Annotated in this window: 10 protein-coding genes and 1 other annotated feature; of the genes, 2 read left to right on the top strand and 8 right to left on the bottom strand. The window is 33.2% G+C overall.

The genetic code is table 11. The features are described 5' to 3' along the window. Window positions 1-53 precede the first annotated feature (53 nt). From alaS to sal(A), 6 genes are all read right to left on the bottom strand, one after another. Window positions 54-2,684, bottom strand: a complete 2,631-nt coding sequence (alaS, locus tag CD035_RS12695; RefSeq protein WP_048539662.1) for an alanine--tRNA ligase — start codon at window positions 2,682-2,684, stop codon at window positions 54-56. 45 nt (window positions 2,685-2,729) lie between these two features. Further along, window positions 2,730-2,895 (bottom strand) — a binding site (T-box leader). A 39-nt stretch (window positions 2,896-2,934) separates the two neighbouring features. Next, window positions 2,935-5,325, bottom strand: a complete 2,391-nt coding sequence (gene recD2 / locus CD035_RS12690; protein WP_048539661.1) for an SF1B family DNA helicase RecD2 — start codon at window positions 5,323-5,325, stop codon at window positions 2,935-2,937. Between the two features lie 2 nt (window positions 5,326-5,327). Next, window positions 5,328-5,996, bottom strand: a complete 669-nt coding sequence (locus CD035_RS12685; RefSeq protein WP_048539660.1) for a tetratricopeptide repeat protein — start codon at window positions 5,994-5,996, stop codon at window positions 5,328-5,330. Between the two features lie 86 nt (window positions 5,997-6,082). Beyond that, entirely contained in the window at window positions 6,083-7,192 is a 1,110-nt protein-coding gene (mnmA, locus tag CD035_RS12680) for a tRNA 2-thiouridine(34) synthase MnmA (RefSeq protein ID WP_048539659.1), read from the bottom strand. After that, window positions 7,185-8,333, bottom strand: a complete 1,149-nt coding sequence (locus CD035_RS12675; protein WP_048539658.1) for a cysteine desulfurase family protein — start codon at window positions 8,331-8,333, stop codon at window positions 7,185-7,187. The genes mnmA and CD035_RS12675 overlap by 8 nt, the downstream gene beginning before the upstream one ends. A gap of 59 nt (window positions 8,334-8,392) precedes the next feature. Then, the gene (gene sal(A) / locus CD035_RS12670; protein WP_048539657.1) at window positions 8,393-10,018 is read right to left on the bottom strand and encodes an ABC-F type ribosomal protection protein Sal(A); all 1,626 of its coding nucleotides are present in this window, start codon (window positions 10,016-10,018) and stop codon (window positions 8,393-8,395) included. 317 nt (window positions 10,019-10,335) lie between these two features. Between sal(A) and CD035_RS12665 the strand changes: the two genes are divergently transcribed. After that, on the top strand, window positions 10,336-11,346 hold the full coding sequence (locus CD035_RS12665) for an LLM class flavin-dependent oxidoreductase (RefSeq protein ID WP_048539656.1): 1,011 nt from the start codon (window positions 10,336-10,338) through the stop codon (window positions 11,344-11,346). Between the two features lie 45 nt (window positions 11,347-11,391). On the opposite strand, the gene CD035_RS12660 is transcribed toward CD035_RS12665, so the two are convergent. Both CD035_RS12660 and cymR read right to left on the bottom strand, forming a co-directional pair. Further along, window positions 11,392-12,126, bottom strand: coding sequence for a trypsin-like serine peptidase (locus CD035_RS12660; RefSeq protein ID WP_048539655.1), 735 nt, complete (start codon window positions 12,124-12,126; stop codon window positions 11,392-11,394). Between the two features lie 215 nt (window positions 12,127-12,341). After that, on the bottom strand, window positions 12,342-12,761 hold the full coding sequence (gene cymR / locus CD035_RS12655; protein ID WP_025904248.1) for a cysteine metabolism transcriptional regulator CymR: 420 nt from the start codon (window positions 12,759-12,761) through the stop codon (window positions 12,342-12,344). An 89-nt stretch (window positions 12,762-12,850) separates the two neighbouring features. Here cymR and CD035_RS12650 point away from each other — a divergent pair, with 89 nt between their 5' ends. Continuing rightward, complete coding sequence (locus tag CD035_RS12650; protein WP_048539654.1) at window positions 12,851-14,113, top strand: replication-associated recombination protein A; 1,263 nt, start codon at window positions 12,851-12,853, stop codon at window positions 14,111-14,113.

Raw genomic sequence — 14,113 nt, 5'->3', positions numbered from 1 at the left:
CCTAACTCCATTAACTTAATATTAATTATATCATATTCTAATTACACGTAAAATTATAGCGTTTTAATGTAGTCTTTAACAAACTGTAATGCTTCTGTTACTTTAGATGGATCTGTTCCGCCGCCTTGAGCCATATCAGGGCGACCGCCACCTTTACCGTTTGTAATTTGAGCAGCTTCTCTAATAATGTCTCCAGCTTTAACTTTATCCGTTAAATCTTTTGGTACTGAAGAAACTAGTGAAACTTTATCTCCATTGACACTAGCTAATAATAGAACTGTATCTTGCATTTTAGATTTATAATCATCCATGATGGATCTTAATACTTTTGGATTTTCGGCTTCAACTAATTGTGAAAGTACTTTAATGCCATTAATTTCTTCAACACTGTCTTCAATATTACCTGATTTTAATTCAGTAATTGTTTTGTTCTTTTGTTGAACTTCTTTTTCTAAGTCTTTATTATGTTGTTGAATTTGTTCGATTTTTTCAATTGTTCTTGCTTGGTCCTTAATTTTGACATGTTGCATAACATCTTTAAGGATTGTTTCAGTTTCTTTTAATGTTTCATATGCTTTTCTACCTGTTACAGCTTCGATTCTTCGAACACCTGCACCTGTACCTGATTCTGAAACAATTTTGAAGATACCAATTTCACTTGTGTTACGTACGTGTATACCACCACATAACTCAATTGAGTATGATGACATTTCAACAACTCTTACAACATCACCATATTTTTCTCCGAATAATGCCATAGCGCCTTTTTCTTTAGCTTGTTCTATTGGCATTTCTTCGATTACTACAGGAATGTTTTGCCAAATTTTTTCGTTAACAATTTTTTCGATTGTTTCTAATTCTTCTTGTGTAACTTGGCCAAAGTGTGAGAAGTCAAATCGTAATCTATCACTTTCAACTAATGAACCGGCTTGATTAACATGCGTACCTAAAACTTCTTTTAAAGCTGCATGTAATAAGTGAGTTGCTGAGTGGTTTTTGATAATTGATTTACGATCATCTTTATTAACAATAGCTTCTACAGTTTCACCAATATGAACTTGTCCAAATGTCACATGTCCAGCATGTAAATTTTGACCATTAGGTGCTTTTATAACTTCTGTCACTTCAATTTCAAATTGATCATGACGAATTATACCTTTATCCGCTACTTGACCACCTGATACTGCATAAAATGGTGTTTCTCTTAAAATAAATTGGATGTTTTCTCCACTTTCAACTTCATCAACTAATTCATCATTAAATATAATATCTGTAATTTCTGTTTGTGCTTCTGTTACGTCATATCCAACGAATTTACTTGGTGTATTGATGCTGCCAAGCACTTCATTTTGAACTTGCATTGATTGCGTCTTTTGACGTGCAGCTCTCGCTCTTTCACGTTGTTGATGCATTTCATGTTCAAAACCTTTATTGTCAATTGTAACGCCTTCTTGTGCAGTGATTTCTTCAGTTAGCTCGATTGGGAAACCATACGTATCATATAATTTAAATGCATCTGATCCAGATAATACATTACCTTGCTGCTTAGCTGATGCCATCATTGTGTTTAAAATTGCTAAACCTTCTTCAAGTGTTTCATGGAAACGTTCTTCTTCAGATTTTACAACTTTTTTAATGAAATCACTTTGTGCTTTTACATTTGGGTAATAAGGTTCCATAATATCTGCTACGATATCAACTAATTTATATAAGAATGGTTCGTTAATATTAAGTGTTTGGCTAAAACGAACAGCTCTTCTAAGTAACCTTCTTAATACGTATCCTCTACCTTCATTTGCAGGTAACGCACCGTCACCAATCGCAAAACTGATTGTTCTAATATGGTCTGAAATAACTTTAAATGCGATATCTTGTTCTTTATTCTCTAAGTATTTTAATCCACTAACCGCTTCGACTTGTTCGATAATTGGAATAAATAAGTCTGTATCATAGTTCGTTGGCACATCTTGAGAAATAGATGTCATACGCTCAAGACCCATGCCTGTATCAATATTTTGATTTGGAAGTGGTGTATAAGTATGGTCAGCGTTATGGTTATATTCACTAAATACTAAATTCCACACTTCTAAATAACGTTCATTTTCTCCACCTGGATACATTTCTTCAGCTGGATCTTCTTTCCCATATGTGTCGCCTCTGTCGTAGAATATTTCAGTGTTAGGTCCAGATGGTCCTTCACCGATATCCCAGAAGTTACCTTCGATTCTAATAATTCTACTTTCTTCAAGTCCAATCAAGTCATGCCATAAATCATATGCTTCCGTATCTTCAGGATGAATCGTTACATATAATTTTTCTGGATCCATTGCCATCCATTTATCACTCGTTAAAAATTCCCAAGCATATTCAATTGCTTCACGTTTAAAGTAATCACCAATTGAAAAGTTTCCTAACATTTCAAAGAATGTATGGTGTCTTGCAGTAAAACCAACATTTTCAATATCATTTGTTCTAATTGCTTTTTGAGCATTTACAATTTTAGGATTTTTAGGGATTTCTCGACCATCAAAATATTTTTTTAATGTCGCAACACCTGAGTTTATCCATAATAAAGTATCGTCATCAATCGGCACTAAAGGTGCAGATGGTTCAACCATATGTCCTTTTTCAACAAAAAAGTCAATATACATTTGTCTGATTTCACTAGCTTTTAATTTTTTCATTGTCTTCACTCCTCAATTAAAATAAAAAAAACGCCCATCCCCTAAAAAAGGGACGAACGTATCGCGGTACCACCCTAGTTATGACTATAAGTCATCACTTTAAGTTTATTAAACTTTTATAAAAGAAGTAGCGTTCAATAATCATTGTCATGTTTCTCACCAACCAACATGTCTCTAAAACAACCAATTATTTACTCGGTTTCTTTTTTGTATTCTATTTGATTATAATCACTCGATTTTTAGATGTCAATTATTTCATAAAATCATATGGCGATTTATCATTCATATTAATCATCGGATCAATTTCAAACATATTATCTTCAGTTAAAATAATATGTTTCGTTTGTATAGTTTCTGTTTCAGACTCAGTATCCGTTTCAACATCAGTATCGAAATACATTTTTAATTTCGTATCAAACGATGTCATTCTCTCATGACCTAGTGTTTGGATACCTTGGTTAAAGGCTTGCTCTTCACCGCACACGACAAGTGACTGTTTCGCACGTGTTAGTCCAGTATATAGAATGTTTTTTTGTAACATTCTAAAGTATTGTCTGACGATAGGCATGATGACTATTGGGAATTCCGAGCCTTGTGATTTATGAATTGAACAGCAATAAGCATGTGTAATTTCTGATAAATCTTGTTTAGTGTATGTTATGTCATTCCCTTCATAATCCACAATGACAACATCTTTACCAAGTGCATTTTCTTCTGCTTTATAAACACCTGTTACTACACCAATATCACCATTAAATACATTATCATCTGGACGATTTATAAGTTGAAGTACTTTATCATTTTCACGATATTCAATATCTCCATATTGAAGAAATCTTGTATCTTTATCTTTCGGATTTAATATATCTTGCAATAATTCATTCAATTTATTAATACCAGCTGGTCCACGATATATTGGGGCTAGCACTTGAATATCTTGCATATTATACCCTTTATTAACCGCACCTTGTACAACCTTTTCTACGACTGTCGCAATTTGATTACTACTGCACGGAATAAATGAGCGGTCGTGATGTTTTTCATTGATAGAAACAGGCAATCCATTTTTTATTTTATGCGCTAAATCTATGATGGATGATCCTTCTTGTTGTCTATAAACTTCTGTTAAGTTCACTCTCGGTATCACTTTAGAATCAATTAAATCTTTAAAAATCTGACCTGGACCAACTGATGGTAATTGATCTTCGTCACCTACAAATATGATTTGGGCATAGTCAGGGACTGCTCTTAAAAATTGATACATTAACCATGTATCTACCATAGACATTTCATCTAGAATGATTAAATGGGCATGAATATCATTATCTAACACATCATCCGGTTGCGTATCTTTACTCCAACCAATTAATCTATGAATCGTCATCGCTTCTAGTCCTGTTGATTCACTTAAACGTTTTGCTGCTCGACCAGTCGGTGCTGCTAATACAATTGGAAAGTCTGTTCCTTCTTGATAATCATCATAATTTAAACTCACACCATGTATTTCAGAATACAACTCACAAATGCCTCGAATAACTGTTGTCTTACCTGTTCCAGGTCCACCTGTTAAAAGCATCATTTTATGATTAATGGCTGTTTCTAACGCTAATTTTTGTCCATCTGCATATGAAACATCATTCATATCTTCAATTTGACCAATATGTAATTGAAGATCACTTTTCTCAATTTCTTTAAGTTCATCTTGATGTTGATAAAGTCTATGAATGATTTGCACACTTTTCGCTTCTGAATAATAAAGTGAAGGTAAAAAACAATTATCATTTTCGATAATAAGTTTATTTTCCTCACTCATTTCTATAATGACACCATTAATCTGATCTTTATTTACAACTTCAGGTTGATTATGATTTAACAATTCATATGCACCGTTAACCAATATATCAACAGGTAAAAATGTGTGGCCATTCTGTAATGATTGCTGGTCTAAAAAGTAACTGACACCCGCTACAAGTCGATCATGATGATCTTTTGAAATTCCAACTTGTTCGGCTATTTGGTCAGCTCTTTGAAACCCTATACCATTTATATCCATCACCAAACGATATGGAGATTGTTTAATAATATTAAGTGTTTCTTCTTTATAAAATTGATAAATAGCCATCGCGAGTTTCGGACCGAAACCAAGTTCATTAAGTTTAATCATAATACGTTCAATGGCTTGATTCTCACGTATTGATTCTGCAATCGTATCTCTTTTTTGCTTGTTGAGTTTAGGTATTTCTTTAAGGACATCTGGGTCATCTATAATTTTCTGAAGTGCATCTTCACCTAGTTTGTCCACGATTGTTTCTGCTGTTTTCTTACCAATACCTTTAAATAAATCACTCGATAAGTAATGGATAACACCTTGTTTTGTTTGTGGTAATTCTTTTTCAAATGTTTCGGCTTGTAGTTGTTTACCGTATTTCGGATGGTTTATCACTTTACCTTTGAAAAGGTACGTTTCTCCTTCAACTATTTGAGGTAAGTAACCAACAATTGTGACTTCTTGATCAAAATCTTCATTTGAATCCATCACATCGACTTTAATAACGGTATAATAGTTATCACTGTTTTGAAAAAGAATTCTAATAACTTCACCTTTAACATGTGAAAGATCAAATAAAGATAAGTTTTCCAATGTTAGTCCTCCTCTTCTAATAATTGTTCAAACATGTTGATAGCATGACCACTTAATAAATGATCTGGTTGAATGTGGACCGCTTTTCTAAAATAAACAAGCGCTTCTTCAGCATTTTCATTTTTCATATATTTAGCCAAACCTAAATTGTATAATGCGTCTACATGTTTTGAATCTTTTTCTAATACTTTTTCAAGTTGCACAATGGCCTCATCAAACATTTCTAATTGGCATAATGTTAATCCGTATTGGAATCCAATTTCTACATCATCTTCATTTAGCTCATGAGCTCTCATTAAATACGGCAAAGCTTCAGTATGCGCACCTAATTCGTTGAAACTCATTCCTAACATAAAATTAGTATCAGCATCATTAAGCCCTCTTTTTATCGCATGTTGATATAACTTAATTGCTTCGTCAAAACGCTGTTGGTTGTAGTATAAATTTGCAAGACTATAATAAGCACCACCATGACTTTCGTTTATAGTAATGGCCTTTTGAAAGAATTTCTCAGCTCTTTCAATATCATTTGCTTCTGCTAATATTGTCCCTGCATTGATATAATTGGTTACTTCTTTCGGATCTTCTTCTATATTTTCAAATAAATGGGACAATGCTTCGTCGAATTTTTTATTTTGAATTAATTTAACAATTTGTTCTTCACTATGCATGTTGTGACTCCTTTAAATATCATTACTTGCTATTATAACAAAGATAAAAATAGACTGAGACATAAATTTATCTCAGTCTATATATTTTATACCATATAATCTAATTGCTTTTCTGTTTTATAAACTTCATCGATTGTTGCGCCACCTAAACAAACTTCACCGTCATATAATACGACAGCTTGACCAGGTGTAATTGCACGCACTGGTTCGTCAAATATCACTTTAATTTGATTGTCAGAAATTTTTTCTACAGTTACTTGTGTATCTTTTTGTCTATATCTAAATTTCGCTGAACATTTCACCGGTTGTGAAAAATCAAGATCATTTACAAATGAAATATCAGAAGCGATTAAATAGTCACTATATAATGCTTCGTGGTGGAAACCTTGTTCAACATATAGAATGTTTTCTTTTAAGTTTTTACCAACTACAAACCAAGGATCTCCGTCTCCACCAATACCAAGACCATGTCTTTGGCCAATTGTATAATACATTAAGCCACTATGTTCACCCATGTCAACACCGTCTAATGTTTGCATTTTACCGTTTTGAGCAGGTAAGTATTGAGATAAGAATGTTTTAAAGTTTTTCTCACCAATAAAACAAATACCAGTAGAGTCTTTCTTTTTAGCAGTTGCTAAGTTTTGTTCTTCAGCAATTCTTCTTACTTCACTTTTTTCTAATTCACCAATTGGGAACATCACTTTAGACAGTTGATCTTTTGTAAGTTGATTCAAGAAATAAGTTTGGTCTTTGTTGTTATCTACACCACGTAGCATTTCTACTTTATCACCATCACGATTGACACGTGCATAATGACCTGTAGCAACATAGTCCGCACCAAGTTTAAGTGCATGATTTAAAAATGCTTTAAATTTAATTTCTTTATTACACATTACATCTGGGTTAGGTGTTCTACCTTTTTTATATTCGTCTAAGAAATACGTAAATACTTTATCCCAATATTCTTGTTCAAAGTTAACTGCATAATAAGGTATATCTAATTGGTTACATACTTCAATGACATCATTATAGTCTTCAGTAGCTGTACATACACCATTTTCATCTGTGTCATCCCAATTTTTCATAAAAATTCCAACTACATCATAACCTTGTTCTTTTAATATATGTGCAGTTACCGAGCTATCTACGCCCCCGCTCATCCCAACGACAACGCGGGTAGATTGATTATTCATTTTCTTCCTCCTTAAATTGTTGATATATTTTCATTATCGTACTTACGATATAATTAATTTCTTCTTCAGTCGTTAATGAGCTGAAACTAAATCTTACAGATTGCTTCACTCTATTATCTTCACCAAACATTGCCTCTAGTACGTGTGATGGTAATGTTGAACCGGCTGTACATGCTGATCCACTTGAAACATATATATTTGCCATATCAAGTAACGTTAACATCGTTTCAACTTCAATAAATGGGAAATATAAATTTGTGATATGACCAGTCGTATCTGTCATACTACCATTCAATTCAAACGGAATTGCACGTTGTTGCAAGCCTACTATGAGCTTTTCTTTCAAGTTCATTAAATGGATATTACTTTCATTCATGTGTTCATAAGCGTCTTTCAGTGCTGTTGCCATACCACATATATATGGAACATTCTCTGTACCTGCTCTTCGCTTTACTTCTTGTTCGCCACCTTGTATAAACGTTTCGAACTGAACACCTTGTTTAACCAACAATGCACCTATTCCTTTTGGTCCGCCAAATTTATGTGCAGTTATACTTAACATATCAATTGGCATTTCATCAAATTCAATTGGCATATGACCGATAGCTTGAACAGCATCAACATGAAATACGATATCGGTATTTTCTATGACTTCTGCAATATCATACATAGGTTGAACTGTGCCGACTTCATTATTCACTAACATAATTGACACTAATGTCGTATCAGGTCGGATTGCTTGTCTCAAAGCATCAATATCGACAATACCTTCTGAATTTACATCTATATACGAAACATCGAAACCTTCACGTTCAAGTTCTTCAAAGACATGCAATACAGAATGATGCTCTATTCTACTCGTTATAATATGTTGACCTATATGTTTTCGTTTTCGTGCTATACCTTTTATTGCTGTATTATTAGACTCTGTTGCCCCACTAGTAAAAATAACTTCTTGAGGACTCGCACCTAATAATGTAGCAATCTCTCGTCTTGATTGATCTAAATACTTTCTACCGTCTCTCCCTATTGAATGAATAGATGACGGATTACCAAAGTGTTCAGATAATATTTCTGTTATTTTTTCAGTTACAACGGGCTTAACTGGAGTAGTTGCTGCATAATCTGCATATACTTTCATGTTGAACGTCCTTTCTTAGTTTTCAATGTACCTATTCTAGCACCATTTTTATGAAAAGACTAGAACTCTGTTTCACGATTTCTTTCATCTGTATATTGTTCTAATTCTTTTAAATGATGTTTCATAGATTCTGTATTAATAGGATCTTTGACTTGAACATTTTCATGCGTCATTTGATGATTTTTCATAGTCCAAGTCTGATCTTTAATTTGTGATTTAAAATAATTATCATGAGATACAATAAGGACCGAACCTTGAAATGATTGTATTAATTGAATGATTTTTTCTTGCATGCCAATATCGAAATAGTTTGTTGGCTCATCTAATATCATAATATGAGGATTTGAAAAATATAATTTTACAAATTGTAACCTACATTTTTCACCCATCGATAGTGTTTCAACAACATCATTTATCCTATCTTTATCAAAATAAAAGCTTGCTAATATGGTTCTTGCATCTGCTTCTTTCATTTCAGGAATTTCTAATATTTCATCTAAGACAGTATGATGCATATTTAAATTCTCAAAATCTTGAGAGAAATATCCAATTTCTAATTCTGGATGAACAGTTATATCACCTTTAGTTGGCTCTAGTTCACCGAGTATCAATTTGATTAAAGTTGATTTACCTGTACCATTTCTGCCTTCAACAATAACATTTTGATTTCGCTTAATATAGAATGATACATCATCGAATATTTTCCGGTTATCATAAGCAAACGAAACATGATTAAATTGAACTAAATAATGTGATTTAAAATTATGATGTTGTATTGAGAAAGTTTTCTCTTTTTTATGTGGATTTGGGATATGCTCTTGATCAAGTTTACGATTTAATTGTTGTTCTTTTGATTTAAACCGTTTCGCTAACTTACTTAATTGTTTTTGTTGATATGGGCTTCTCACAGAAGCACTTTGTTCTGCTTTTTGATACCATGCTTTATATTTTTTAATCGTTTCTTCAATGGCCGCTTGTTCTTTTTGATGTTTTTCATACTGTAGCTTTAATGTTTCATGCTCTATATCTTTTTGTTGTTTGTATTTATCGTATTTACCGATATACTTCTTAGCCCCATCAAGACTCAATTCTAATATAGCATCTGGCGTTTCATTTAAAAATGTTCGGTCATGAGATACAAATAATATAGCACGTTGTTCTTGTTTAAAAGCTTTCGTCAACCATTCCTTCATTTCTAAATCCATGTGGTTTGTTGGTTCATCGATTAATAGTAATGATGCTTTAGACATTTTCACTTTTAAAAATGATACTTTTGTTTGTTCTCCACCACTTAAAGTAGAAATTTTCTGTTCTAGTTGTTCCTCTTTTATTCCGAGCTTTTTTGCTTCTGTTACGATTTCACCTTCTATAATGTATCCATCTAATTCAATATATTTATTAATCATATCTGTATGATTAAGTTGCAATCTAATCTTTGCGATTTCAGGATATGATTCAATTATATAATCCATAACAGTCCAATCATAATAAGGTGTTAAATCTTGTTCCATCATCGCTGAATCAACTGATTGATCTTGATGAATGACTTTTAATAATGTTGATTTTCCAACACCATTAACACCAACGATTGCTAAATGTTCATGGTCCTCTATTGAAAAAGTCAACTCGGGTATTAATACTTTATGTTCAACTTCTAATGCTTTTTCTTCAAATAAAAATAGCATAATGTAGCCTCCTCTACCCATGTATTACACATGAAGACGCACCATTACACTATTCTCGGTTTGTAACGGCAACATCATATTATAGACATACTTATCCAATCATCATTGTGCAACACAATGGTTTTTTTACGTTATTTTCTATTAGCGCAAAAAATTATTGGATATCCATGCCTATTATTGATGCCACCTCTCTGTAAATTTGCATTTATTATAACTTTTAGTAACACAATAGTCAAATGTTGTTGAGCAATTAAATAGTACAACATAAATACAGTTGATATACTTCCAATATATAATTATGTAAGGAGCGTCACAAAATGAAATCAAAATTCCCAGTTTCTGCATTAAATCTAGTTCCACTTAGAAAAGGTGAAACGGAGCAAGATGCCATTAAGAATATGGTATCACTCGCTCAAAATGTAGAAAAATTAGGCTATGAACGTTATTGGATTGCTGAACATCATAATGCACCAAATTTAGTGAGTTCTGCAACTGCTCTACTCATTCAACATACACTTGAACATACAGAGTCTATTCAAGTTGGTTCTGGCGGCATCATGTTACCTAACCATGCACCTCTTATTGTTGCTGAGCAATTTGGAACAATGGCTACAATGTTTCCAAATAGATTAAATCTTGGCTTAGGGCGAGCACCAGGTACGGATATGATGACCGCTTCTGCACTAAGAAGAGATTCACATAAAGGTGTATATACATTTGGTGATGATATTAAACAATTACTACAATATTTCGGTCCTGAAGAACAACAATCATATGTAAGACCATATCCAGGCGTAGATACAAACATTCCGATTTATGTGTTAGGTTCTTCAACGGACTCTGCACATTTAGCTGCTCGATTAGGTTTACCATACGTCTTTGCAGCACACTTTGCACCAGATCAAATGTCTCAAGCAATCGAAATATATAGAGACTTATTTGAGCCATCAGAATATTTAAATGAACCTTATATGGCCGTTTGTTTAAATGTTATTGTCGGTGAAACTGACGAAGAAGCGACATATTTATCTTCAACAATGCACTTAATGTTTTTAAGCATTGTAAGAAATGCGCGCATGCCATTACAACCACCTACTGATCAACTTGAAAACATTTGGTCTCCACAGGAAAAATATATGGCACAATCTAAAACAAACACTTCTTTCATAGGTAGTGAAGAAACTGTAAAACAACAATTGATAGATTTCCAAAAGAAATACAATGTCGATGAAATTATGGCGGTAAGCTATATTTATGATTTAGATAAACAATATCAATCATATGAATCATTCAAGAAAATTGTAGATGATGTATACGGGGAAGCATAAAAAAACGATCATAAAGTGATAAGTTATCACTTTATGATCGTTTTTTTATTTTAAATTACTTTGTATAAATTGTTGAACGTTGCTGTTAAAAAGCACGCCACTGTTATGGCTATCTGGTACGCCACCATAATGTAAACCAATAACTTGGCTATTTGAATTAAAGATTGGTGAACCTGAATTACCACCATAAGTACTTAAGTCGTAAGATACGTCACTACCTGAAGCAGATAATACATTACCTTTACTTTCCCATAATGTCGCGATAGGTTTATCTCCTGGATAACCTGTTACCGTAATGTCATCTCCTTTTTTAACTGAAGATGTATCAGCGATTGTTGCTGCTTGAACAGCGTCACCAATAGATTGACCATTACTATTTTTACCCACTGTAACAACTGCTAAATCTTCACCGCCTGGCGCTACTTTATAATCAGTTGCTGTAAATGTACCAGCTGGGAAATTCCCATCGCCATTTGCTGCTGGTGAGAATTTTAATACAGAAGCATCACCATTAGTAGCATCTACAACGTGTTTATTTGTAAGAACGGTATTTTTACCGACAACAACACCTGATGCAATTGATGTACCTCCGATATCAGCGAATGCAATAGATTGATAATGTGCAGACGTTGTATTCGTAATTTGTGTACGATCATTTTTAGGTAATATAACTCTAGATGACGGACCATCTGTCTTTGCGTTAACTTCAAACGGTAATGCTATGAAACTTAATAATAAAACTGCTACTACACTTAATATGTATCGTTTTAAATTTTTCATATACTCTCCCCTTTGTTGTAGTGTACAACTATCTTAATATGAAAGTTATATCGAAGGGGAATATTACACTACTTAGCACATATTCATGCTTAACTGTTAAAATAACGGAATATTTTGTGCAGTTAGGCATGAATTCAATACAGTTAAGCAATAAAAAATAAGATAGCAATCTCCAATATTCGTCTTGAAGATTGCTATCCAATTTAATTTGTGAACTAGATATAGAACATATATCCTTCTAGTTCATCTTCATTTGTATAATTTGCTAAGTATTCTAGTGTTGTATTATCTAGAACTTCTTTTACAGCATCTCTAATACGAATCCACAATTGTTGTTGTGCAGGTGGCTCGTCTTCTATACCTTCAACAGGTGTAATTGGCCCTTCTAACAATCTAATCACATCACCAGCTGTAATTTCTGATGGTGCTTTTTGTAATTGATAGCCCCCTTTGGCACCTCTTACACTTTTAATAAGACCAGCATTACGTAGTGGTCCTACTAATTGTTCTAAATATAAATCACTTAAATTGTTTTCTTCAGCGATTGACTTTAAAGATGTACATCCTTGACCATAACGCTTAGTCAACGATATCATAAGTGTTAAGCCATATCGTCCTTTAGTAGAAATTTTCATGTACTACACCTCTTATTTTCTAAAAAAATATTATTAATTCATTTTATCATTTTTTGTACACTTTGAGTAATTAGAAAGGTTGATTCCAAATGAAAAACGAACCATTAGCTTATAGAATGCGTCCTCAAACGATAGATGATGTTATAAGCCAAGAACATTTAGTCGGTCCAAAAGCCATTATTAGAAGAATGGTTAACACTAAAAAGTTAACTTCTATGATTTTTTATGGACCTCCGGGAATTGGAAAAACGAGTATCGCCCAAGCTATCGCCGGGAGTACTCAATATAAATTTAGACAACTTAATGCTGTCACTAACACTAAAAAGGATATGCAACTTGTTGTTGAAGAAGCCAAAATGTCTGGACAAGTTATACTTTTACTAGACGAAATTCATCGATTAGATAAGGCAAAACAAGATTTCTTATTACCTCATTTAGAATCAGGCAAAATTGTACTTATTGGTGCAACGACGTCAAACCCATACCATGCTATCAATCCAGCTATACGAAGCAGAACGCAAATTTTTGAACTATATCCTCTAAACGAAGAAGATATTTTAATTGCTTTAAACAGAGCGATTGAAGATAAAGAAAATGGATTAGCCTCATATGCCCCTATTGTAGACAAAGACGCGTTAGAATATTTTGCAAAAGCAAGTTACGGTGATGTGAGAAGTGCATTAAATGCGCTAGAACTTGCTGTACTCAGTGCTGATATTCAAGATGATAAACGTCACGTCACAATTGAAGATGCGCAAGTTTGTATTCAAAAGAACGCTTTCCAACACGATAAAGATGGTGATCAACATTATGATGTTATGAGTGCATTCCAAAAATCTATTAGAGGTAGTGATGTCGACGCAGCGCTACATTATTTAGCTAGATTAATTGAAGCGGGAGATTTGCCAACTATTGCAAGACGCCTTCTTGTGATTAGCTATGAAGATATCGGTTTAGCTTCTCCAGGTGCTGCAGCTAGAACATTATCTGCTATTGAAGCGAGTGAACGACTTGGCTTTCCAGAAGCCCGTATACCTTTAAGCCAAGCAGTCATCGAACTTTGCTTATCACCTAAATCTAATTCAGCAATTGTATCTATTGATGAAGCTCTTTCAGACATTAGAAAAGGTAAAGCTGGTTTAGTTCCGAAACATTTGAAAGATGGACACTATCAAGGTGCAAAAGAATTAGGAAATGCAATTGGTTATAAATACCCACATAATTATGAAAATGGATATGTAGAACAACAATATTTACCTGATACTTTAAAAGGCAAACAATATTATCAACCTAAGCTTACATCTAAATCTGAACAAAAATTAGCAGAAATATATCGCAACTTAAAAAAATGA

The sequence above is a fragment of the Mammaliicoccus sciuri genome (genome assembly GCF_002901825.1).
In the GTDB taxonomy this organism is placed as follows: Bacteria; Bacillota; Bacilli; order Staphylococcales; family Staphylococcaceae; genus Mammaliicoccus; species Mammaliicoccus sciuri.
Note: the sequence above shows the minus strand (reverse complement) of the source record. Positions and strands in the feature narration are given on the sequence as shown.

What these genes read in the sequence shown, in the direction of transcription:
- alaS (WP_048539662.1), bottom strand. Translation starts at nt 2,684, where the DNA reads ATGAAAAAATTAAAAGCTAGTGAAATCAGACAAATGTATATTGACTTT.
- CD035_RS12675 (WP_048539658.1), bottom strand. Translation starts at nt 8,333, where the DNA reads ATGAAAGTATATGCAGATTATGCAGCAACTACTCCAGTTAAGCCCGTT.
- cymR (WP_025904248.1), bottom strand. Translation starts at nt 12,761, where the DNA reads ATGAAAATTTCTACTAAAGGACGATATGGCTTAACACTTATGATATCG.
- CD035_RS12660 (WP_048539655.1), bottom strand. Translation starts at nt 12,126, where the DNA reads ATGAAAAATTTAAAACGATACATATTAAGTGTAGTAGCAGTTTTATTA.
- CD035_RS12650 (WP_048539654.1), top strand. Translation starts at nt 12,851, where the DNA reads ATGAAAAACGAACCATTAGCTTATAGAATGCGTCCTCAAACGATAGAT.
- CD035_RS12665 (WP_048539656.1), top strand. Translation starts at nt 10,336, where the DNA reads ATGAAATCAAAATTCCCAGTTTCTGCATTAAATCTAGTTCCACTTAGA.
- mnmA (WP_048539659.1), bottom strand. Translation starts at nt 7,192, where the DNA reads ATGAATAATCAATCTACCCGCGTTGTCGTTGGGATGAGCGGGGGCGTA.
- CD035_RS12685 (WP_048539660.1), bottom strand. Translation starts at nt 5,996, where the DNA reads ATGCATAGTGAAGAACAAATTGTTAAATTAATTCAAAATAAAAAATTC.